Genomic DNA, 23,171 nt, shown 5'->3' with positions numbered 1-23,171 from the left:
CGCATTCTAACAGGTGCTCTCAACACTTGTATCGTTATTAATGGCGAAATTTCTTTCTATTTGCTACCGAGCAGCCTAAAAAGCCGCAACGAAAATCGAAGTGAGGAATTACCATGCGTCCATCCAAGCGCGCTGCTGACGAAATGCGTGCCGTGTCTTTTGAGCGCGGCGTCTCCAAACATGCGGAAGGCTCGTGCCTTGTGAAGTTCGGCGACACCCACGTCCTGTGCACGGCAAGCTTAGAGGAAAAGGTTCCGGGCTGGATGCGCAATTCCGGCAAGGGCTGGGTCACGGCAGAATATGGCATGCTGCCACGCTCGACCGGTGATCGTATGCGCCGTGAAGCAGCAGCCGGCAAGCAGGGCGGACGCACGCAGGAAATTCAGCGTCTGATCGGCCGTTCGCTGCGCGCTGTCGTTGACTTGCAGGCACTTGGCGAATTTCAGATCACAGTCGACTGCGATGTCATTCAGGCTGATGGCGGCACTCGCACCGCTGCTATCACGGGTGGTTTCATCGCTCTGCATGATTGTCTGCGCTGGATGGAAGCGCGCCAGATGATCCGCATCGAAAAAGTGCTCAAAGATCATATTGCAGCTATTTCCTGCGGCATTCACGAAGGTCAGCCTGTGCTTGATCTCGATTATGCGGAAGATTCGGCTGCTGAAACCGACAGCAATTTCGTCATGACCGGTAAGGGCGGCATTGTCGAAATTCAGGGTACGGCTGAAGGGGCACCATTCTCGGAAGAAGAGTTTGCAGCGCTCATGAAGCTTGCACGCGGCGGCATTAATCAGCTCGTTGAGTTGCAGAAGGCAGCACTTGCCTGATAGGGAAGGCCATCTCCATTGAAGAGGTGGCCGAAAATGCAGGCATCCCGTATTCTTGAAACCGCGCTCTATGTCCGTGATGTTGCTGAGGCGATTAAATTCTATCGCGACATTATCGGGCTCGAGCCGGTGGGCAAGGTCAGTGAACGCAATGCATTCTTCCGCTGTGGCGATGGCATTCTGCTGTTGTTTAAAGCGGAAGAAACGCTGAAACCAGCGGCACCCGGATCGTTGCCAGTGCCACCGCATGGAACGAGTGGGCCGGGGCATATGTGCTTTGCGGCCACGCGTGATGAGATTGACGACTGGCGCAAGCATCTTGCGATGCACGGCATCGCAATTGAGTCTGAATTAGAATGGCCTAACGGCGCGCGTTCGATTTATTTTCGCGACCCTTCCGGCAATTCGCTGGAATTCGCCGAGCCGAAACTTTGGAGTTAAAGCATGATCCCGAAAAGTGGCATCCGGTTTTCGGATAAGATCATGCGTAAAAAGGTAGAACTGAAATGAGAAACCTCGAAAAAGGCAAACTGATCGTTGCATCGCACAATGCAGGTAAGCTGCGCGAGTTTGATGGACTGATTGCCCCGTTTGGCTTCGAGGTCAGCTCTGTTGCGGCTCTTGGCCTGCCGGAGCCGGAAGAAACCGGCACAACCTTCGAGCAGAATGCTTACATCAAGGCGCTTGCTGCGGCAAAAGCCACTGGCCTGCCGTCGTTGTCCGATGATTCCGGCCTGATGGTTGATGCGCTGGATGGTGAACCCGGCGTTTACACCGCTGATTGGGCTGAAACCGAAGACGGCACGCGTGATTTTAACATGGCGATGCGCAAGGTCGAAGATCTTTTGCAGGAGAAGGGTGCTCTCACGCCTGCCGATCGCAAGGCGCGCTTTGTTTCTGTGATCTGCCTTGCATGGCCGGATGGTGAAGCACAATATTATCGCGGTGAAGTCGAAGGTACACTGATCTGGCCGCCACGCGGCGATATTGGCTTTGGCTATGATCCGGTCTTCAAGCCGGAAGGTTATGAGAAGACCTTTGGTGAAATGACGGCTGACGAAAAGCATGGCTGGAAGCCGGGTGATGCGTCAGCCCTTTCGCATCGTGCGCGTGCTTTCAAGCTGTTTGCTGAAAAAGCGCTCGGCGTTGTTTCGGATGCGGTTGAATGAACCATCATTTTTCTCCATCTGCTAAAAGTGTCGATATTCTGCCGATAGCACGTGCAGATGGAGAAACGGCGTTTGGCGTTTATCTGCACTGGCCATTTTGCCTCGCCAAATGTCCTTATTGCGACTTTAACAGTCATGTGCGCCATCAGCCGGTTGATCAGCCGCGCTTTGCTGAAGCTTTTAACCGCGAGATGGACACATTGCGCGCCCGCACAGGCCCGCGCACCGTCACCAGCATCTTTTTGGGCGGCGGTACGCCGTCGCTGATGCAGCCCTCGACGGTTGGCAGCCTGCTTGATGGTATTGCGTCGCGCTGGACTGTCGCGCCTGATATTGAAGTGACACTGGAAGCCAATCCGACAAGCGTGGAGGCTGATCGTTTCCGTGGCTATCGTGCTGCGGGCGTCAATCGTGTCTCGCTTGGCATTCAGGCGCTTAATGATCCTGATCTGCGCCGTCTTGGGCGTATGCATTCGGTTGAAGAGGCCAAGGCGGCAATCCGGCTTGCGCGTGAAATTTTCCCGCGTCTGTCTTTCGATCTCATCTATGCGCGGCCCAATCAGACGATTGAAGCCTGGCGTGAGGAGCTGAAAGAAGCCATTGGTCTGGCTGCCGATCATCTCTCGCTCTACCAGCTGACAATTGAAGAAGGCACGCAGTTTTATAATCTCTGGAAGGCGGGCAAGCTCACCACGCCGGACCCGGATCACGCGGCTGCTCTTTACGAAGAAACGCAAAAGATCACAGCGGAACATGGTCTTCCGGCCTATGAGATTTCAAACCATGCGGTGCCGGGGCGCGAGTCGCAGCACAATCTGGTCTACTGGCGCTATGGACAATATGTCGGCATTGGTCCCGGTGCACATGGCCGCTTTATCGAAAACGGCTTGCGCACGGTCACAATGACAGAAAAGCATCCTGAAACATGGCTGGAAAAAGTGGCAACCCATGGCCACGGTATTGTCGAGGAAGAGCATCTCGACGGTGAACCGCAGGGCGATGAGTTTCTGATGATGGGCTTGCGGTTGCGCGAAGGCATTGATCTTGCGCGTTATCAGGGTCTGACAGGCCATGATATTGATCGCAAACGCCTTGAACGACTGATCGCATCGGGCATGATTGAAAAAATGGATGGTAGCTTCATCCGTGCAACGCCGGATGGTGCGCTGGTGCTTGATGCGCTTGTGGCGGATTTGGCGGCTTAGGAAATTAGATGAGTGAATTTTTGGACGAACAGAAACGCGAATTTGTCGTCGGTGGCACTGCCCAGCGTGCGCGTCCGATCGAACCCGCGCTCTATATCGTCTCGACCCCGATTGGTAATCTTGGCGACATGACGCTGCGCGGGCTGGAAGTGCTGGCAAGTGCCGACATTGTGGCCTGTGAAGACACCCGTGTGACCCGTGTGCTGCTTGATCGCTACGGCATTTCGCGCCGTCCCATCAGCTATCATGAGCATAATGCTGCTGAGGCAGGCGCAAAGCTGATCGCAGCCCTTGAAAGCGGAAAAAGTGTTGCGCTGGTGTCCGATGCAGGCACACCGCTGGTTTCCGATCCGGGCTTCCGACTTGTCGGCGAGGCTCGCGAGGCGGGTATCCGCGTGGTGCCTGTTCCGGGTGCATCTGCGCTTCTTGCAGCACTCGCCGCGTCCGGCCTGCCAACAGATTCTTTCATGTTCTGTGGCTTTTTGCCGGTCAAACACGGTCAGAAGACATCCAAGCTCGAAAGCCTCAAGAATATCGAAGCAACGCTTGTGTTCTATGAATCGCCCAACCGTACCGCCACAACACTTGCCGATATGTCAGAGGTTTTTGGCGATGCGCGTGAAGCAGCTCTTTGTCGCGAGCTGACCAAAGCTTATGAAACCATTGTCACGGCGACGCTTGGTGAGTTGAAACAGCAATTTGATGGCGAAGACCGTATTCGCGGTGAAGTCGTGCTGCTGGTTGGCCCACCTTCTGGCGAAGCTGGTCCGCAGAGTGAAGAAGACATCGACAAGCTGCTTCTGTCGCTCGTGCAGGAATTGCCACCATCGAAAGCGGCAGGTGAAGCGGCAAAAATGACCGGCGGGCAGAAGTCGGTTCTTTATCAGCGTCTGATGCAGTTGAAGGCGCAGGGCTGATGAGTGAGTTCCGCGAGAAAAAGCGCATGGCTTTCTTTCGCGGACACAGCGCCGAGCGGCTGGCTGCGCTTGCACTGATGCTTAAAGGCTTTCGCATCGTGGCGCGCCGCTATCGCACGCGGCTTGGCGAGATTGATCTGATAGCCCGACGCGGCAACCTTATTCTCATTGTTGAAGTCAAAGCACGGATAAGCGTTGAAGCAGCGCAACTTGCCGTTACGCCGCAGGCCATGCGCCGTATCGAGGCGGCTGCCGATATGTGGCTGCAACGCCAAAAGGATTACGCACAATTATCGCTGCGCTTTGACCTCGTAGCTGTTCTGCCACGTCGCTGGCCAAAGCATATTCCAGCCTTTTTCACATCCGGCACGTATCACTAAGTCAATGTAAATCCTATAAAAATTATGGGATATAATTTGCAGCTTTTAGGAATTAAAATCCTCAAAATCTGTTTTTTGAGAAAAAGTGATGCTCCGCGTGATTTGCGCGCGCAAGCCCGTTTCTTATAAATTCTGAGCAGTCCGGGGATAATGCCAGCAGTCTTAAAAAGGATACTGCTGTGGCTCTTTCGTCCCAACGACTTCTGGCTGATTTTCCTACCTTCTTCCGTGTTTCGGAAGAGGTGGTTGTTGTCGTCGGTGGTGGCGAAGAAGCGCTCAACAAAGCACGGCTCGTGGCCCAGACGTCCGCTCGTTTGCGTATCGTTGCGGAAGAGTTTGAGCCAGCTTTGGTGAGCTTTATCGAAAGCCACGGTGCAGAGCGCATAACAGAAGCTTTTGAACCAAAGCACCTCGAAGGCGCGAAGCTGGTTTTTGTTGCCACGGGTAGCGAGTCTCAGGATCGCGCAATTGCAGCACAAGCGAAGGCGCAAAAAATCCCGGTCAATGTTGTTGATCGTCCGGCACTCTGCGATTTTCTGACCCCTGCCATCGTCAACCGTGCGCCGATTGCAATTGCCATTGGCACCGAAGGCTCAGCTCCGGTTCTGGCGCAGATGGTGCGTGCGCGCATTGATGCGGCCTTTTCACCACGCCTTGGTGAACTGGCGCATTTTGCCGAAAGCTGGCGTCCGCTGGTCGAAAAGATTTTACCGAAAGGTTTGGCACGCCGCAGTTTCTGGCGCGGGTTCTTTTCTGGCTCCGTTGCGCGCGCCGTTGAAAATGGCGACCGCGAAGAAGCTTACAAAGCTGCAAATGAGCTAATCGAGAGGCCGCAAGGTGCTGCTGGCTATGTCTGGCTTGTTGGTGCTGGTCCAGGTGCAGAAGATTTGCTGACCTTGCGCGCGCATCGCGTGCTAATGGAAGCCGATGTCATCGTGCATGACGCACTGGTGCCGGAAGGCGTAATTGCCATGGGGCGTCGCGATGCAGAGCGTCTTTCGGTCGGCAAGCGCAAGGGATGCCATTCCAAGAGTCAGAACGAGATCAATGAACTGCTCGTCAACCTTGGTCGTGAAGGCAAGCGCGTGGTGCGTCTGAAAGCGGGCGATCCGCTGGTTTTTGGTCGTGCGGGCGAAGAAATGGCAGCATTGCGTTCAGCTGGTATCGGCTTTGAAATCGTGCCGGGCATAACGTCTGCTTTCGCAGCCGCTGCCGATATGGAACTGCCGCTCACCCTGCGTGGTGTGGCCTCCTCACTGGTGTTCACAACGGGCCACGATATGGCAGGTGATGTGCTGCCGGGCTGGGCCAAGCTTGCCGTCTCCGGCGCAACAATCGCCGTTTATATGGGCTCAAGCGTTGCTGCCTCTGTTGCAAACCGTCTGATCTCTGCGGGTCTGCATGAAGACACGGCGGTGGCTGTTGTTGAGAATGCCAGCCGGAAGGATAAGCGGCTGTTTCATGGAACATTGAAAGATCTGCCATCGCTGGAAGAGCGCAAAGAGCTTGCAGGTCCAGTCATGGTTATCATCGGCGATGCTGTTGCAGGTGCCGCTATCGACAAAGCAGAAGCATTGGCGCGGAAGCCTGTGCCAGTGGCAGCTTAAATCAGGAGTTGGGAAAATGGTTGTAAAAGTTCTCACCGCAAACCGGCTCATTGATGGACAGGCCGTGTGGCTTGGCGCTGACGGATCATGGCAGGAAACCATTGAAGGTGCGCTGGTTGCGCGCCACGCGGAAGCCGTCTCAGCGCTTGAAGAAGCGGGTAAGGTTGCCGCGAAAGCCAATCTGGTTGTCGATGTGAATGTGATTGATGTCGAAGAGCGCGACGAAGGGCTTTATCCCATTCGCCTGCGCGAGCGCATCCGGCTCTCCGGCCCCACCATCATTACGCTTGGTCAGCCATCACTGAAAATTGCTTCCTGATCTGAATATCGGAAATCACTATGTATCGTTATGATGAATTTGACCGCGATTTTGTTGCGGCCCGTGTTGCACAGTTCAAGGATCAGGTCGGGCGTCGCCTTTCTGGCGAATTGACGGAAGATCAGTTCAAGCCGCTGCGTTTGATGAACGGTCTTTATCTGCAATTGCATGCCTATATGCTGCGTGTTGCGATCCCTTACGGCACATTGTCGAGCCGCCAGCTGCGCAAGCTTGGCTCGATAGCCCGCGATTATGATCGGGGTTTTGCCCATTTCACGACCCGTCAGAATGTTCAGTACAACTGGCCAGCCCTGAAAGATGTGCCGCAAATTCTCGAAGAGCTTGCCGAAGTCGAAATGCATGCGATCCAGACGTCGGGCAACTGCATTCGCAATGTGACGGCCGATCATTTTGCTGGTGCAGCCGCTGATGAAGTTGCCGATCCTCGCCCCTTTGCAGAAATTCTGCGTCAGTGGTCCTCGCTGCATCCGGAATTTTCCTATCTGCCGCGCAAGTTCAAAATTGCGATTGTTGGCTCCGAGCATGATCGTGCGGCCATTCAGGTGCATGACATCGGCTTGCAGCTTAAAAAGAATGAAGCAGGTGAACTTGGTCTTGCCGTTTATATTGGCGGCGGGCAGGGGCGCACGCCGATGGTCGCGAAGAAGATCCGCGATTTTCTGCCGCTCGAAGACATGCTGACCTATGTGACGGCGATTGTCCGCGTCTATAATCTCTATGGTCGCCGCGATAATAAATATAAGGCACGCATCAAGATCCTCGTTCATGAAACAGGCGTCGAGCCGCTGGTTCAGGAGATTAACGCTGAATGGGAACAGATCCGTTACAGTGATTTGCGGCTGCCGCAGCACGACATTGATGCGATTGAAAGCTATTTCCGGATGTCGGATCTTCCGCAACGTCCCGAAGGGTGGGAAATTCTGGCGGTCACGCAGAAATCCGACGCCGATTTTGCCGCCTGGACACAGCGCAATGTTACGCCACATAAGAACCCGGACTATGCCGTCGTCACGATTTCGCTGAAACCCATTGGCGGGATTCCCGGCGATGCCAGCGCCGAGCAGATGGAGCTGGTTGCGGATATAGCGCAAACCTATTCGTCTGATGAAATCCGCGTCAGCCACGAGCAAAATCTGGTTCTGCCGCATGTTGCCAAGGCTGATTTGCCAGCCGTCTATGATCTGCTTGCGTCCGATGGTCTGGTGACGGCCAATGCTGGTCTCATCACCGATATTATTGCCTGCCCGGGCCTTGATTACTGCGCGCTTGCCAATGCGCGGTCGATCCCTGTTGCACAGCGTATTTCAGAGCGCTTTGGCGACCAGCAGCGGCAGCTTGAAATCGGTGATCTCAAAATCAAGATTTCCGGCTGCATCAATGCCTGTGGTCATCACCATGTCGGCCATATCGGTATTCTGGGCGTTGAGAAGAAGGGCGAAGAACTTTATCAGATCACGCTTGGCGGTTCCGGCGATGAGCATACGTCGATTGGCGACATTACTGGACGCGGTTTCTCATCCGAAGAAGTGGTCGATGCGATTGAAACCGTTGTCGATACCTATCTTGGGCTTCGTGAAAATGCGGACGAAACCTTTATCGCTGCCTATCGCCGTGTTGGTATGGAGCCGTTCAAACGCGCGCTCTATGGCGAGGTGAGCCGTGCAGCTTGATGCGGATGAACGTGCTCAGGCGCAGGCCCGTTTGCTGGAGGCAAGCCATGGCGCTTCGACCCCGCAGGAGGTGATTGCGCTCAGCACGCGAGAATTGTTCGAAGGCGGAATTGCTGTCGTTTCATCGTTTGGTGCGGAATCGGCTGTGCTGCTGCACATGATTTCTAAGGTTGATCCGGCCATCCCGGTTCTGTTTCTCGATACGGGCAAGCATTTTCGTGCAACGCTTGATTATCGCCACGATCTTGCAGAGCGTTTGGGTCTTCTCGATGTGCAGGACATTCTGCCGCTTGAGGAAAGCGTGAAAGCGGATGATCCGTTCGGCGCATTGTCGATGACCGACAAGGACCACTGCTGCTTCATTCGCAAGGTGGAGCCGATGGCGCGCGCGGTTTCGCCTTATCGCGCATGGATGACAGGCCGGAAGCAGTTTCAGGCTTCGACCCGCAATGCTTTGCCAGTCTTTGAATCAGTTGGCCCGCGCATTCGCATCAATCCGCTTGCGCGCATGAGTTCGGACGATTTGCGTGCCTATGCGCAATCCCATGACCTTCCTGTGCATCCGCTGACAGAACAGGGCTATCGGTCCATCGGCTGCATGCCCTGCACACGTCCAGTCAATGATGGTGAAGATCAGCGCGCCGGACGCTGGGCTGGATCGGAAAAGACCGAATGCGGCATCCATCTGACCGGCCTCACGGACAGCTTGAAAAACCTTGGAGCTTTGGACCAGAAATGAGCGAAACCAAACTTTGGTCCGAGCAGGGCTTTCGTGAAGACCATTATATTTTTGCGGATGATCTTGAAGCCGCAGGCGATGCACCCGCAATCATCATCCCTCTGGCCATCTGGCTGGGGCTTGATGAAGAACTGCTTCGCGCCTCCAATCGCCGCATTGGTGTTTTGGTTACGCCGGGCGAGAAGATCGAGCCACTGCTTGATCGTCTCGACAGTCTGCCGGTGATTGCCCTGCAATTTCCAGCTTTCAATGATGGTCGCTCCTACTCAAAAGCAGAAGTTTTGCGCCGCGCAGGTTTTGCGGGTGAATTGCGTGCAACGGGCGACGTGTTGATCGATCAGGCAGCTCTTATGCTGCGCACGGGTTTTGACAGTCTGCAAGTGACCAACAAAGTCGCACAAACCCGCCTTGGCGAACAGCGACTTGTGGATACGCCCGGCTATTATCAGCCCGGTCGCGGTTCGGTGCAGCAGGAGGGTGGATTCGCCTGGCGGCGTGTTAAATCGCAGGCATAAGCGTTTTGTGGTTTTGCTTGTCGGTTTGATGAGGTAGATACGCGTCAATAATTTTTGGAGACATGACGTGATCCGCCACATTGTTTTCTTCAGCGTTAAGTCTGATCAGGATGTCGAAACCGTCCGTAAGGGTCTGGAGCAGTTGGGCACCATTCCTTATTCGGACGTATTTGAAGTTCTGCCGAATTCGAAGGTAGACCCGATGGGCAACGCGATTGATCTCGTTGTTTATGCCGAGTTCAAGGATGAAGAAGCGCTTTTCGCTTATAAAAACCATCCGACCTACGACGCAGCCACGCAATATGTGCGCCCGATGCGTGAACTGCGTTTTTCTGCCGATGTCGAGAGCGACAAGAGTTAATCAATCTGCGGTGGTGCCTGCAACGGCAGGCCACCAAACAAGTCTGGTTCGAGCGATGTTCTGGCGCGTTCGATATTGAGCAGACGCAGCTTGGTCACTGTGCCGCCAGCAGCCGAAAAGCCGCCGATCTTGCCATTGGAGCCTAACACCCGATGGCAGGGCACAATGATCGGAAATGGATTTTTGCCAAGCGCATAGCCAACGGCCTGCGAAAGACTGACATCGCCAAGCCTGCGTGCGATTGCGCCATAGGTGATGGTCTCACCCGCTTTCAGTTTCAGCAGGATTTCATAGACTTTTCGGTTGAGGTCTGGCACAGAATCAAGCGCCAGCGGCGTTTGCGAAAAGTCTGGATCGCCACCTTCAAGCAGCACACGAACCTTATCGATAGTTTCCGCGACATAAGGGGGCGGGTTGGATACCTCTGTATCCGAAAAGCGCGACTGAAGCCGATAACGCGTTTCGTTTTCATCGGCATCGCCGATTTCCACGCCGATTATTTTGCCCTCATGCCAGGCCATGCCACACGGGCCGATAGGCGTGTCGAATATGTTGATACCGGTCGAATCCATGAACAACGATATAGCATAATTCGCAACAATTGCTGCGGATGGTGTTGCGAAATGGTTGAAGAACGCAGCAAATAATGATTGTGTGGAAACAGCCGCCATGGGCGCGACCATGGGTCATGTCTTTAAATGGCCATATGATTGAGCAATACCTTCCGGCGCGCGTTTGATGTGATCGGAACGAGGAATTTGAGATGGACGATTACGAACGCTATGCCACAGGGCTGATGATCGTTTTTGGTGCGCTGATTGTCGGCGCGCTGATGGCAGCCAATCTTTATCATGGCGACAAGCCCGGCTTTCTTTTCGCACTGGGTGCGGCGGTGGTGGGCTGGTTCTCTGCCTTTGCCGTGCTTTTTGATAAGCCGCGTGTTTATGGCGTCATGATCGCTATCGCCATCGGTCTCGTCGCTGCTTCGATTGGTGCTTTCGTAACCTGATTTTTGCGATATATGCTCATAAAAAGCCCCGGATTTCCGGGGCTTCTTTGTTTAGATATATGGTGAGTAGCACTGGCGGCGTGGGCCGTAATTGGGCTGGAACGTATTGTCGTAAGCCCGATAAGACCGATAACGGTTATAGCACCAGCGTACATGCGCATTGCCGCCGCCGCGATAGACTGGTGCCGGGCGATAGCGCGGTGGGTGATGACGGTAGCGTGGCGGTGGTGGCCCCCAATTCCGGTAATGCGGCCTGTATCCATCCCGATAACGCGGGTGATGGTGTCGCCAATGACGGCGGTCTCCACGATAATCGTAATATTGAACATTCTCGATTGGAGCCTGTGCACCATGGCTGACGGCTGGGGCTGTAAGTGTTGTTGGTTGCGCAGCATTGGCGCTTGCAGTGACACCAGGCACGCCTATGCCGAGTGACAGACACGCTGCGAAGAAGGAAGATGCAAATTTCTTCATCGGTTTCTCCCTGATAAAGTGGTTTTTATCAACGTCCCTGACGTGATTTTGCTCCCGCAATGTGGCGGGTAGGTGGCTCACAAAACTCACTTTTTCTTCAAGCTGGCAACAGTTCGGTGAAGGTGGACACGTTCGCTCAAAGCGCGCCGTTATAATTGACATAAAGATATGTTTATGTCATTAAGCGGTTCTTATGTGCGGCCCGTTCGCTCAGAGCGATCAGGCATGCGCCCAAGAAAGCAATCTGCGCATCGCGTTTTCAGAAAATCCTTTGCGGATTTCGGGTGGTGTTGTAGCGATGAAGCGTATCAGAATACAGGCGGTAATCCCCTATGACGTCTTCCCTTGATAATCTTTTTGGTTCAGCGGCTGCAAAGCCGGACGGTTCGGAAGTGCTTGCTGCGCTGACCCAGGCCGCAAGTGAGCGCATTCTGATTCTCGACGGGGCTATGGGTACGCAGATTCAAGGGTTAGGCTTTCACGAAGAGCATTTTCGCGGCGAGCGCTTCGGGGCCTGCGATTGCCAGCTTCAGGGTAACAACGACCTTCTGACGCTCACCCAGCCAAAGGCGATTGAAGAAATTCACTATGCTTATGCCATGGCTGGCGCTGATATTCTTGAAACCAATACATTTTCTTCGACCACCATCGCGCAGGCTGATTATGGCATGGAAGATGCCGTCTATGAGCTGAACCGTGATGGCGCGCGCTTGGCACGTCGCGCAGCAATTCGTGCGCAGCAAAAAGACGGTCGCCGCCGCTTTGTTGCTGGTGCCTTGGGGCCCACAAACCGAACTGCATCGCTGTCACCGGATGTCAACAATCCCGGCTATCGTGCCGTCACCTTCGATGATCTACGCGTTGCCTATGCCGACCAGATTTGCGGGCTGATCGATGGTGGATCCGACATTATTCTCATTGAAACGATCTTCGATACGCTGAACGCCAAGGCCGCTGTCTTTGCGGCCGAAGAAGTGTTCATTGAGAAGGGCGTGCATCTGCCGATGATGATTTCCGGCACGATCACCGACCTTTCGGGCCGCACACTTTCCGGTCAGACGCCAACGGCGTTCTGGTATTCGCTGCGCCATGCCAAGCCTTTCACCATCGGGCTGAATTGCGCGCTCGGTGCCAATGCGATGCGCGAACATCTCGCGGAAATCGCTGGCATTGCCGATACATTTGTCTGCGCCTATCCGAATGCTGGCTTGCCAAACGAGTTCGGCCAGTATGACGAAAGCCCGGAAGCCATGGCAGCTCAGATTGAGGACTTCGCCCGCGAAGGCCTCGTCAATGTGGTGGGTGGCTGCTGTGGTTCGACGCCGGAACATATCCGTGCAATAGCCGCTGCTGTTGCCAAGCATCCACCGCGCAAGCCGGTCAAGGTGCCGCCGCTGATGCGTCTGTCGGGCCTTGAGCCTTTCATGCTGACCAAGGATATTCCTTTCGTCAATGTCGGCGAGCGTACCAACGTTACAGGCTCTGCCCGTTTCCGTAAGCTGATCAAGGCCGGAGATTATTCCACAGCGCTTGATGTGGCGCGTGATCAGGTGGAGAACGGCGCTCAGATCATCGACATCAACATGGATGAAGGTCTGATCGACTCGCAGCGAATCATGGTTGAATATCTCAACCTGATTGCGGCAGAGCCGGATATTGCGCGCGTGCCGGTGATGATCGACAGCTCTAAGTGGGATGTGATCGAAGCAGGCCTGAAATGCGTTCAGGGCAAGCCCATCGTCAATTCGATTTCGCTCAAAGAAGGCGAAGAAGCCTTCCTGCATCATGCGCGTCTGGTGCGTGCTTACGGTGCGGCAGTTGTCATCATGGCATTTGACGAAACCGGACAGGCGGACACGGAAGAGCGCAAGGTCGAAATCTGTACCCGCGCTTATAAGATTTTGACCGAGCAGGTGGGCTTCCCGCCCGAAGACATCATTTTCGATCCGAACGTCTTTGCGGTCGCAACCGGCATTGACGAGCACAATAATTATGGCGTCGATTTCATCGAAGCCACGCGCAAGATTACCGAGACCTTGCCGCACGTCCATATTTCGGGCGGCGTCTCAAACCTGTCTTTCTCGTTCCGCGGCAATGAGCCGGTGCGCGAAGCCATGCACGCCGTCTTCCTTTATCATGCCATTCAGGTCGGCATGGATATGGGTATCGTCAATGCGGGTCAGCTGGCGGTCTATGACACGATTGATCCCGAATTGCGTGAAGCCTGCGAAGATGTGGTGCTGAACCGCCGCGATGACGCAACGGAGCGACTGCTCGAAATCGCTGAGCGTTTTCGCGATAGCGGAACCAAGGAGGCCAAGGCTCAGGATTTAAGCTGGCGCGAATGGCCGGTGGAAAAGCGTCTGGAACATGCGCTGGTCAACGGAATTACCGAATATATCGAAGCCGATACCGAAGAAGCGCGGCAGGCAGCTGCGCGTCCGCTGCATGTTATCGAAGGTCCACTGATGGCCGGCATGAACGTGGTTGGCGATCTGTTTGGGTCCGGCAAGATGTTCCTGCCGCAGGTGGTTAAATCCGCTCGCGTGATGAAGCAGGCAGTGGCTGTGCTTTTGCCTTACATGGAAGAAGAAAAGCGCCTGAGCGGCGGTGAAGGTCGCCAGAGCGCCGGTAAGGTGCTGATGGCTACCGTGAAGGGCGACGTGCATGACATCGGCAAGAACATTGTCGGCGTGGTCCTCGCCTGCAACAATTACGAGATCATTGATCTCGGCGTGATGGTGCCAGCGCAGAAAATCCTCGAAACCGCAAAGGCGGAAAATGTCGATGTGATCGGCCTTTCCGGGCTGATTACGCCGTCGCTCGATGAAATGGTGCATGTGGCGGCTGAAATGGAACGCGAAGGCTTCAATGTGCCGCTTTTGATCGGTGGCGCTACGACCAGCCGTGTGCATACGGCGGTAAAAATCCATCCGCGTTATGAGCAGGGACAGGCGGTCTATGTGATCGATGCCAGCCGCGCAGTGGGCGTTGTCTCCAATCTGCTGTCGCCTGAAAACAAGGATGCCTATGTTGAAGGTATTCGTGCTGAATATGCCAAGGTCGCAGCCGCGCACGCCCGCAACGAGGCGGAAAAGAAGCGTCTGCCGCTGGCTCGCGCACGCGAAAACGCCCACAAGCTCGATTGGGATGCCTACACGCCGCCAAAGCCGACCTTCCTTGGCACCAAGACCTTCGAGAACTATGATCTCGCAGAGATTGCGCGTTATATCGACTGGACGCCATTCTTCCAGACATGGGAGATGAAGGGCCGTTATCCCGCCATTCTTGAAGATGAAAAGCAGGGCGAAGCAGCGCGTCAGCTATGGGCGGATGCGCAGGCCATGCTTGCAAAGATCATCGATGAGAAGTGGTTTGCACCGCGTGGCATAATCGGTTTCTGGCCTGCCAATACGGTGGGTGATGATATCCGTCTCTTTACCGATGAAAGCCGCAAGGAAGAGTTAGCCACCTTCTTCACATTGCGCCAGCAATTATCAAAACGCGATGGCCGTCCGAATGTCGCCATGTCCGATTTTGTGGCCCCTGCCGATAGCGGCAAGCAGGATTATGTCGGCGGCTTCGTCGTCACGGCAGGCATTGAGGAAGTGGCAATTGCCGAACGCTTTGAACGCGCGAATGACGATTATTCGTCCATTCTTGTCAAAGCACTGGCTGACCGTTTCGCCGAAGCCTTTGCCGAACTGATGCACCAGCGCGTTCGTAACGAGTTCTGGGGCTATGCGCCGGGTGAAGATCTGTCGAATGACGATCTGATCCACGAGCGTTATGCCGGTATTCGTCCGGCACCGGGTTATCCGGCACAGCCTGATCACACCGAAAAGAAGACCTTGTTCGAGCTGCTGGATGCAACAGCGCAAACCGGCGTCGAACTGACGGAAAGCTATTCCATGTGGCCGGGTTCGTCTGTGTCTGGCCTCTATATCGGCCACCCGGAAAGTTATTACTTCGGCGTTGCCAAGGTCGAGCGTGATCAAGTCGAAGATTACGCGCACCGCAAGGGCATGAGCGTTGAGGAGGTCGAGCGCTGGCTTGGCCCGATCCTCAATTACATTCCCGGTCAGGCACCGGAGCCGGTTGAAGCGGCAGCCTAGCGCATTTCCAATGTTTCAATCAAAACAGGAATGACTTCGAACCCGAAATGAGCGCAGAGAGTTGCTTCAAAGTGATGCGCATTTCGGGAAAGATGCGCGTTAAAATAAATGATTAAAGTGCTTAATTGCTCCAATCAGATTGAAGCCATTCTAATCTAGGTCGAGTGGCCTGATGCAGAAGAGCATCAGTTCCTTTTTATGTTCGGAGATTCTGGTCTATCTGCTCGGCTCGTTTGTCAAAAAATCTCGAAAACGAAAAGCATTTCCTTCACCCTGTCTCCCCATATTTAAGCAAATGACCCTACATCCATCTCGTTAAACGAGAGCATAATTCTTTTTGGAGTGAAACGAGGTGCGATAAAATTATGCTTAAAATTAAAGGATTTATCGAGAATCTCTGTTTCAATTAGAATGGAATTCTCCTTGAGAAGGATTTTTTCCGCATATATTAAAGATATACTAATTTAGATCTTGCGATGCGTAATCTTTGTATTTGTATTTACTAAAGTCCGATAATACCTGTAATAAATAATTGTTTTATGTTATTATCGTAGGATATTATAATAGTTATAGGTAGATGGTCCGAGAATCATATGTTATGTTGAACAGGTGGCTTACGGTATTGTGGTCTATAAACACACATACGGGTTCCGGCGCCATAGAATCCTAAAAAAATTGATATTTGTTTTTCCTGGTCGATCCATTCGGCCCAGAATGTGCCTGCTTGAATAAAATTCACGTGAATAATCCGGTTCATCGAAACAATATTAGGATTCCAGCTATGAATTGCGAAGTTTTTTACGACACGCTTCAGTCATCTGATAGTGCGGATGATTTGTTCGAGCATATCAAGTCCTATGCAGCACAGTTGGGCTTTTCCTACGTGTCTTATGCAATGTGCGTACCGTCTCTTGATAGCATTTCGCGCTGGATACGCTATGAGACGACGCCAGTGGCTTGGCAGAAACATTATGCTTTAAAGAAATACGTCGAAATTGATCCCGTTGTGCGCCGTGGAATGAACAGCATTGAACCGCTGGTATGGTCGCAAAGGCTGTTTGCGGAAGCACCCCAGATATGGGCGGACGCGCAGGAGTTTGGTCTGCGGTCGGCTATTTCGCAGCCAAGCTGGGCAGCGCAGGGCGTTTTTGGGATTCTCACATTTCTGCGGGAAAAGCCTTCACTTTCAGAAGGTGAGGTCTCCATGCTGCGCAGACAGATGCAGGTCGTTGCCAATCTTCTCCATCTTGCCATGTATGAGCATCTTGATGTTCCAAGCATCAATTGTGTAGGCGAGGTTAATCTCACCGCGCGCGAACGTGAAATTCTGCGTTGGACAAGCGAAGGCAAGACCGCCGAGATTATCGGAACAATTCTCAGCATCTCGACCCGAACAGTCAATTTTCATATCAGCAATGTTCTCTCCAAACTTGTTGCGGTCAACAAGGTGCAGGCCGTAGCCAAGGCACGCACTTTTGGTCTTCTATAACGGCTCTTAATCCTTCGGCGGTTTGGTTCGAAGGATGTTCATGCCCTTCAGAATTTAGCTTAATACTATAAAATTTGTAGTATTTTCCGTAACTTGAGCCAGGATTTGACTTTTCGCTTCAGCGCAAGTTTCTTCCTCCAACGGGCTTAAAACAGGCACGTTTTCGCTTAACGCCCTCGCAATACGCGATAGCATACTTTTCCTTTTGTTCTGTCTTTCACGACAATGCGCTCACAGTGGCTTAGCCACATCTGCGCCGGACCAAGGCTCGCGCCATCCTCCCGCCAGTTTATTTAAGATTAAGCCGGTTTCCCGGGAGAAACAGACGTGCATCATGCATCCCTGACCAAAAACCTGACACATCTTCAGCGCTTGGAAGCAGAAGCAATTCACATTTTTCGCGAAGTTGCCGCGACCTTTGAAAATCCGGTCATGCTTTATTCGGTGGGCAAGGATTCCTCCGTTATGCTGCATCTGGCGATGAAGGCATTCTATCCCGCGCCGCCGCCATTCCCCTTCCTGCATGTCGACACGACGTGGAAATTCCGCGAAATGATCGAATTTCGCGATGCACAGGCGCGCGAAAAGGGTTTTGAGCTGCTGGTTCATATCAATGAAGATGGCGTGCGGGATGGTGTTGGTCCATTCACGCATGGCTCAAACGTCCATACCCATGTCATGAAGACGGTTGGTCTCCGTCAGGCTCTCGATAAATATAAGTTCGATGCCGCCTTTGGCGGTGCGCGCCGCGATGAGGAAAAGTCGCGCGCCAAGGAGCGCATTTTTTCATTCCGCAATATGCAGCACGGCTGGGACCCGAAGAACCAGCGGCCGGAAATGTGGAAGATCTATAATACCCGCATTGCAAAGGGTGAATCGATCCGCGTCTTCCCGCTTTCCAACTGGACCGAGCTCGATATCTGGCAGTATATTTTGCAGGAAAATATCCCGATTGTGCCGCTCTATTTTGCAGCAAAGCGCCCTGTGGTCGAGCGCGACGGCATGTTGATCAAAGTCGACGATGACCGCATGACTTTGCGCCCCGGCGAAACGGTCGAGGAACGGCTGGTACGCTTCCGCACACTTGGCTGTTATCCGCTGACGGGCGCGATTGAATCACGTGCCACCAATCTTTCTGACATTGTTGAAGAAATGCTGATCGCCCGTACATCCGAGCGTCAGGGCCGCGCCATTGATCGCGATGAAGCGGGTTCCATGGAAAAGAAGAAGCGCGAGGGCTATTTCTGATGAATGCCTTATTAGAGTCTTCTGTAACAAGTGCAGCTGTGAGCGATTTTCTCGCCGATCAGGAACGCAAGACGCTGCTCCGTTTTCTCACTTGCGGTTCAGTCGATGATGGTAAATCCACGCTGATCGGGCGGCTGCTTTATGACACCAAGCTGATCTTTGAGGATCAGCTGGCGACGCTGAAGAATGACAGCCGCAAATTCGGCACCACGGACGACGATTTTGACTTCGCGCTGCTGGTCGATGGTCTGGAAGCCGAACGCGAGCAGGGCATTACCATCGATGTGGCCTATCGCTTTTTCTCAACGCCGCGCCGCAAATTCATCGTGGCCGACACGCCGGGCCATGCGCAATACACGCGTAACATGGCAACAGGCGCGTCAACCGCTGATCTGGCGGTGGTGCTGATCGATGCGCGGCAGGGCGTGTTGACACAGACACGCCGTCACAGCTTCATTGCTTCGCTGTTGGGCATCCGGCATATCGTGGTGGCGGTCAACAAGATCGATCTGGTTGATTTCTCGCAAAGCGCTTTTGATCATATTGTCGCTGATTATATGAGTTTCGCCAAAGATTTGGGCTTTGCCAGCATTCAGGCAATTCCGCTCTCAGCGCGCTTTGGCGATAATGTCAGCAGCCATTCCCCACGAATCCATTGGTATGAAGGGCCGTATCTGCTGGAACATCTGGAAACGGTGCGTCTTGATGGGGATGCAGTCGGCAAGCCTTTTCGCTTTCCGGTGCAATATGTGAACCGGCCAAACCTTGATTTCCGCGGCTTTTCCGGCACCGTTGCCTCCGGATCGATTGCTGAAGGCGATACCGTCGTGGTCGCAAAGTCGGGCAAGCAATCGAAGGTGAAACGCATCGCCACCTATGACGGCGACTTGGCCCGTGCAACCGAAGGGCAGGCGGTTACGATTGTGCTGGAAGACGAGATCGAAGTCTCTCGCGGCAATATGCTTGTGGGTGCAGAATCGCGCCCGGAAGTGGCCGACCGTTTCAGTGCCAATATCGTCTGGTTTGGCGAAGAAGTCTTGCAGCCAGGGCGCTCCTATCTGCTGCGCACCGAAACCGACCAGACGCCGGTGACGATCAGCGAGATTAAATATCGCACCGATGTGAATAGTTTCGCGCGAGAAGAGGCGACACGGCTTGATTTGAATGAAGTTGGTCTTTGCCATCTTCAAACAGCGGATCAGATTGCTTTCGACCCCTATTCGGACAACCGCGTGACGGGTGTTTTCGTGCTGATTGATCGTCTCACCAATGCGACGGTGGGCGCTGGTATGATCAAAGAGGCGCTGCGTCAGGCAACCAATGTGCATTTGCAGGCTTTCGATCTTGATAAACAAGCGCGTGCGGAACAAAAATTCCAGAAACCAGCGGTGCTCTGGTTCACAGGCCTGTCTGCTTCTGGCAAATCGACCATTGCCAACCGGCTTGAACAGCGGCTTCATGCGTTGGGCAAGCACACCTATTTGCTGGATGGCGATAATGTCCGTCATGGCCTTAACAGCGATCTTGGCTTCTCTGATGAAGACCGGGCCGAGAATATCCGCCGCGTTGGCGAGGTCGCGGGGCTTATGGCCGATGCCGGGTTGATCACGCTGGTTTCTTTCATTTCGCCGTTCCGTTCCGAACGCGATCGCGTACGCTCGCTTCTGCCTGAGGGTGAATTCATCGAAATCTTTGTCGATACGCCGATTGAAGAATGCATGGCGCGTGATCCGAAGGGGCTTTATGCGCAGGCTCTGCGTGGCGAGATCAAGGCATTCACCGGCATCGATTCGCCCTATGAAGCGCCGTTTTCGCCGGAGCTGCATCTTCACACCGCAGGTCGCGACATTGACGAACTCGTTGCGGAGGTGGAAAAGTATCTGGCCGAACGTGGTATTATCGGCAGCTATGGCAGTGATTCCTGGTCGATTTGAGAAATGACAACAGCAACCTTCCCCAAAGCCGATCCAAACAGCAAAGCTTTGCTCAAAGTACTTGAGGATACAGCCCTTGAGGCTGGTCGTGTCATTATCAAACATTACACGGATGGCTGTGCGGTTCATTCCAAGAAGGATCAATCGCCGGTAACGGAAGCAGATCACGCGGCAGAAGCGATTATCCTTTCTGCCCTTGCGTCTTTCGCACCGGGCATTCCGGTGGTGGCCGAGGAAGAAGCCGCCGCAGGGCGTCTGCCAGAACAGCTGGGTGAGACATTCTTTTTGATTGATCCGCTTGACGGTACGCGTGAGTTTCTGCTGCGTAATGGCGATTTTACGGTGAATATCGCACTCATTGAGAATGGCGTGCCGGTGCTGGGCCTCGTCTATGCCCCGGTGCGCAACCTGCTTTATGTGGGTGGCCGTGACGGTGCGCAGGAAGTGGTCACGTCCGCCGATCATCAGATTATCAGCAGGCGTCCGATTGCTGTCCGCATTGCACCGCCTGAAAAGGTAGTGGTTTGTAGCCGCTCTCACCTGACGCCTGAAACAGAAGAGTTTCTGAAACGCAATCACGGTGGCAAATGTGTTTCTGTCGGCTCATCACTCAAATTCTGCATGATCGCACGTGGCGAGGCTGATCTTTATCCACGCTTCGGTCCGACGATGGAGTGGGACACGGCAGCCGGTGACGCCGTTCTGCGCGCGGCAGGTGGCATGACGACGACATTTGATGGCAAACCGATGATCTATGGCGCGCGTTCTGATGGAACGGTCAAAGGTTTTGCGAACCCGGATTTTGTGGCTTTTGGCGCAGGAGAAGCACCTGTTTTTGCATCGATAAGCCAGCTAATCAGGTGACAGGCAAAAATAGCTGAAAAAAAGCGGGATGTTCCCCTTGCGGGTTCAAAAGAGCGGCGCTATAAGCCGCTCACAGCCGGACGATAGAGTCTTGGTTTTATGGTCGCGGAGCGTAGCGCAGCCTGGTAGCGCACCTGATTTGGGATCAGGGGGTCGGAGGTTCGAATCCTCTCGCTCCGACCATTTTCTCCCCTTCGACACGCCCTCAAGCATTTCCTGTTTTGACTGGATCATTGGAAATGCCCTATCTATTTATTTTCACGCATTATCCCACGCAAAGCCGCTTCGCACTTTTGCTGGAAATGCTCTAGTTTGATTTGCCGAAGACTGACATCCGCATAAACTCCCCGTTATATTCAGCGATTTCGACCAACCTGGGCCTGTCGAGAATTTCGACTTTTGACGCCTTGAATATTAAAAGTCCTTCTTCGCGCAGTTCGCGCAGCATGCGGTTGAGATGAATTGGCGTTAATCCAAGCGCATCAGCCAGCTGGTATTGCGTCAAGGGGCAGTAAAACGCGTCCGGTTCCTCGCTCATACCGCAGGCACGTACGCGGTCTGCCAGCTCCAGCAAAAGATGTGCTGTGCGGACAAAAGCGCTCCGGCATCCGACATTGGTCAGATGCTCCACCAGCATAGCGCGTTGTCTTGAGAGCATTTCAATGAAGATCATGCCGAGCCGCGGCATTTTCCAGATGGTTTCTCCAAGCGACGTCAGCGGTATCTCGTAAGCTGACATCGGGGTGATTGTCTTAATCGTGTTGTAACTATAGCCGTCAGCGGTTCTCAGCCCGATAAAATCACATCGCATCGGAAAGTCGATGATCTGACGTTCGCCACCCGAAAGGTCACGATAAACACATCCCCAGCCTGAACGCACCAGATGGATGCTGCGGACCGACGCACCCTGATTGATGATGACGGCATCTGCCGGGTAACTGGCTTCGGTGATTGTCAGTGACAGAAGGGTTTCTTTTTCCTGCACGTTGAGTTTGGCCAGGATTGGAGGCGATTCCAATAAGCTGACCAAGCCGTCAATCATGAGGGCTGTGGTGTTTTGGTTCCCACTTTGCATCCGCCGCCTATGCCCCACGAAAGTTATAGAATTTATAACTTTCAGTTCCCGAAGTCGTTCTTATGGTCAGCTTATTTTTTTATAAAACGCTAACATAAGTTAATGACACGTTTATTTAACAATAGCAATATTTAGACCAGTCTTCATCATGATTAGCAATAAAAACCAGAATAAACTGTCGTAGTTTTTGTCATGCCTAGTGTTTTGCGTTGAATGCAAACCTGAGTAACAGGGGAAACTAAAGCAATGTTTGAAGTTAGGGAACTGTCTTTATGGGCCGCCCCCGATGGGGCAGGGAATGGAACTTCGGTTATCGGCGGCGCAAGAATAAGGGACCGAGAATATGCGGCCGGTTTGCCTGTGCAGAGTGAGCCTCATCTGATGCTGGTCTGCAAAAGCAATCTGGAGCGTGAGTGCCTCTTCAATGGGCTGGTGATGAACGGGTTTAAACTGCCTGTCGTCAGCTATGCCGCAGTCGATAAGAATATGCCGTTAAACGGCGCAATCGTCGTTCTCATGCATATTGGTTCTAAGCGGCTTGCTGATCCTTTTTTTTCTGACGAAATTGAGGCGACAGTCAAAGCCTGGCATCCGATACCCGTTGTCCTTCTTGCTGAGCGCGAAGAGTGGCAGCAGGTACTCCGCGCTATGGAACTGGGCGCGCGCGGTTATATCCCAACATCGGTTGATATAAAGATTTGCGTGGAAGCGATCCATCTTGCAATGGCCGGTGGCATGTATGTGCCTGCATCCATGCTCATGAAACCTGCGGCGCAGAATATGGATGATGATGTGCTGGGGGAATTGCTGACTGCGCGTGAGGTTGAGGTCGTTCATGCAATCAGGGTAGGAAAGTCCAATAAAATTATCGCTTTTGAGCTTGGAATGAGCGAAGGCACGGTAAAAGCGCATGTTCATAATATCATGCGAAAGATCGGGGCTGCAAATCGAACGGAAGTTGTCTGCAAGCTCCATCAGATGTATGGAACTCAATTGAACGCAGAATGAAGGCCTGTCCAATATTCGAACATGAATACACAAACAAAAAATGCGGTATTATCCAATAGCTGCGTTTTGACGGGGTCGCGTTGTTGGAGGAAATAAGTATATTTTTCAAAAATTAGAATAAGCTAGCGCTCGTGGACAAAGGGTATCCATAGTTTGACTGCAGCGATTGCGACGAAACCGAGGTAGGATTCCTTGGTCTTGTCATAGCGCGTCGCAACGCGC

General features: G+C 53.3%; 22 protein-coding genes and 1 tRNA gene. 20 read left to right on the top strand and 3 right to left on the bottom strand.

Annotated features, from left to right (window positions below; genetic code table 11):
• Positions 1-113 precede the first annotated feature (113 nt).
• From rph to VBH83_RS00060, 12 genes are all read left to right on the top strand, one after another.
• On the top strand, positions 114-830 hold the full coding sequence (gene rph / locus VBH83_RS00115; RefSeq protein ID WP_265982733.1) for a ribonuclease PH: 717 nt from the start codon (positions 114-116) through the stop codon (positions 828-830).
• 36 nt (positions 831-866) lie between these two features.
• Entirely contained in the window at positions 867-1,271 is a 405-nt protein-coding gene (locus tag VBH83_RS00110; RefSeq protein WP_265982734.1) for a VOC family protein, read from the top strand.
• A 65-nt stretch (positions 1,272-1,336) separates the two neighbouring features.
• Complete coding sequence (rdgB, locus tag VBH83_RS00105) at positions 1,337-1,999, top strand: RdgB/HAM1 family non-canonical purine NTP pyrophosphatase (protein WP_265982735.1); 663 nt, start codon at positions 1,337-1,339, stop codon at positions 1,997-1,999.
• On the top strand, positions 1,996-3,204 hold the full coding sequence (gene hemW, locus VBH83_RS00100) for a radical SAM family heme chaperone HemW (protein ID WP_265982737.1): 1,209 nt from the start codon (positions 1,996-1,998) through the stop codon (positions 3,202-3,204). Before rdgB ends, hemW begins: the two co-directional genes overlap by 4 nt.
• An 8-nt stretch (positions 3,205-3,212) precedes the next feature.
• Positions 3,213-4,121, top strand: coding sequence for a 16S rRNA (cytidine(1402)-2'-O)-methyltransferase (rsmI, locus tag VBH83_RS00095; RefSeq protein ID WP_265982739.1), 909 nt, complete (start codon positions 3,213-3,215; stop codon positions 4,119-4,121).
• Positions 4,121-4,501, top strand: a complete 381-nt coding sequence (locus VBH83_RS00090; RefSeq protein WP_265982741.1) for a YraN family protein — start codon at positions 4,121-4,123, stop codon at positions 4,499-4,501. The genes rsmI and VBH83_RS00090 overlap by 1 nt, the downstream gene beginning before the upstream one ends.
• Positions 4,502-4,680: 179 nt before the next feature.
• On the top strand, positions 4,681-6,108 hold the full coding sequence (cysG, locus tag VBH83_RS00085; protein ID WP_265982743.1) for a siroheme synthase CysG: 1,428 nt from the start codon (positions 4,681-4,683) through the stop codon (positions 6,106-6,108).
• 16 nt (positions 6,109-6,124) lie between these two features.
• Positions 6,125-6,427, top strand: coding sequence for a DUF2849 domain-containing protein (locus VBH83_RS00080; RefSeq protein WP_265982744.1), 303 nt, complete (start codon positions 6,125-6,127; stop codon positions 6,425-6,427).
• Positions 6,428-6,447: 20 nt separating this feature from the next.
• Complete coding sequence (locus VBH83_RS00075) at positions 6,448-8,118, top strand: nitrite/sulfite reductase (RefSeq protein WP_265982745.1); 1,671 nt, start codon at positions 6,448-6,450, stop codon at positions 8,116-8,118.
• Positions 8,108-8,857: a phosphoadenylyl-sulfate reductase gene (locus VBH83_RS00070; RefSeq protein WP_265982747.1), complete on the top strand. Its 750-nt coding sequence runs from the start codon at positions 8,108-8,110 to the stop codon at positions 8,855-8,857. Before VBH83_RS00075 ends, VBH83_RS00070 begins: the two co-directional genes overlap by 11 nt.
• A complete protein-coding gene (locus tag VBH83_RS00065) occupies positions 8,854-9,372 on the top strand; it encodes a DUF934 domain-containing protein (protein WP_265982749.1) in 519 nt (172 codons plus the stop codon). The genes VBH83_RS00070 and VBH83_RS00065 overlap by 4 nt, the downstream gene beginning before the upstream one ends.
• 67 nt (positions 9,373-9,439) lie before the next feature.
• Positions 9,440-9,733 (top strand): Dabb family protein, encoded by a 294-nt coding sequence (locus VBH83_RS00060; RefSeq protein WP_265982751.1) that lies wholly within the window; start codon positions 9,440-9,442, stop codon positions 9,731-9,733.
• Here the strand turns inward: VBH83_RS00060 and VBH83_RS00055 are convergent.
• Positions 9,730-10,305: a methylated-DNA--[protein]-cysteine S-methyltransferase gene (locus VBH83_RS00055; RefSeq protein WP_265983826.1), complete on the bottom strand. Its 576-nt coding sequence runs from the start codon at positions 10,303-10,305 to the stop codon at positions 9,730-9,732. The two genes, VBH83_RS00060 and VBH83_RS00055, sit on opposite strands and share 4 nt — an antisense overlap.
• A 191-nt stretch (positions 10,306-10,496) precedes the next feature.
• Between VBH83_RS00055 and VBH83_RS00050 the strand changes: the two genes are divergently transcribed.
• Positions 10,497-10,742, top strand: a complete 246-nt coding sequence (locus VBH83_RS00050; protein WP_134153770.1) for a hypothetical protein — start codon at positions 10,497-10,499, stop codon at positions 10,740-10,742.
• Positions 10,743-10,793: 51 nt separating this feature from the next.
• Here VBH83_RS00050 and VBH83_RS00045 read toward each other — a convergent pair whose 3' ends face one another.
• Positions 10,794-11,216: a BA14K family protein gene (locus VBH83_RS00045; RefSeq protein ID WP_265982754.1), complete on the bottom strand. Its 423-nt coding sequence runs from the start codon at positions 11,214-11,216 to the stop codon at positions 10,794-10,796.
• Between the two features lie 332 nt (positions 11,217-11,548).
• On the opposite strand from VBH83_RS00045, the gene metH reads away from it, so the two are divergent.
• From metH to VBH83_RS00015, 6 genes are all read left to right on the top strand, one after another.
• Complete coding sequence (gene metH / locus VBH83_RS00040) at positions 11,549-15,331, top strand: methionine synthase (protein ID WP_265982757.1); 3,783 nt, start codon at positions 11,549-11,551, stop codon at positions 15,329-15,331.
• Between the two features lie 781 nt (positions 15,332-16,112).
• Positions 16,113-16,820, top strand: coding sequence for a LuxR family transcriptional regulator (locus VBH83_RS00035; protein ID WP_265982759.1), 708 nt, complete (start codon positions 16,113-16,115; stop codon positions 16,818-16,820).
• A gap of 327 nt (positions 16,821-17,147) precedes the next feature.
• Entirely contained in the window at positions 17,148-18,068 is a 921-nt protein-coding gene (gene cysD / locus VBH83_RS00030) for a sulfate adenylyltransferase subunit CysD (protein ID WP_265982760.1), read from the top strand.
• Positions 18,068-20,002, top strand: coding sequence for a sulfate adenylyltransferase subunit CysN (gene cysN / locus VBH83_RS00025; RefSeq protein WP_265982761.1), 1,935 nt, complete (start codon positions 18,068-18,070; stop codon positions 20,000-20,002). Before cysD ends, cysN begins: the two co-directional genes overlap by 1 nt.
• Before the next feature lie 3 nt (positions 20,003-20,005).
• On the top strand, positions 20,006-20,866 hold the full coding sequence (gene cysQ / locus VBH83_RS00020) for a 3'(2'),5'-bisphosphate nucleotidase CysQ (protein WP_265982762.1): 861 nt from the start codon (positions 20,006-20,008) through the stop codon (positions 20,864-20,866).
• Between the two features lie 106 nt (positions 20,867-20,972).
• Positions 20,973-21,049 (top strand) — tRNA-Pro (locus VBH83_RS00015).
• Between the two features lie 124 nt (positions 21,050-21,173).
• Here the strand turns inward: VBH83_RS00015 and VBH83_RS00010 are convergent.
• Positions 21,174-21,941 carry a Crp/Fnr family transcriptional regulator gene (locus VBH83_RS00010; protein ID WP_265982763.1) on the bottom strand — a complete coding sequence of 256 codons (768 nt, stop codon included), beginning with the start codon at positions 21,939-21,941 and terminating at the stop codon, positions 21,174-21,176.
• A gap of 246 nt (positions 21,942-22,187) precedes the next feature.
• Here VBH83_RS00010 and VBH83_RS00005 point away from each other — a divergent pair, with 246 nt between their 5' ends.
• On the top strand, positions 22,188-22,949 hold the full coding sequence (locus VBH83_RS00005; protein ID WP_265982764.1) for a response regulator transcription factor: 762 nt from the start codon (positions 22,188-22,190) through the stop codon (positions 22,947-22,949).
• Positions 22,950-23,171 lie beyond the last annotated feature (222 nt).

Source organism: Ochrobactrum sp. S1502_03, from assembly GCF_044435015.1.
Classification (GTDB): Bacteria; Pseudomonadota; Alphaproteobacteria; order Rhizobiales; family Rhizobiaceae; genus Brucella; species Brucella chromiisoli.
The sequence above is the reverse complement of the archived record's forward strand: the minus strand, read 5'-3'. Positions and strand labels throughout refer to the sequence as shown.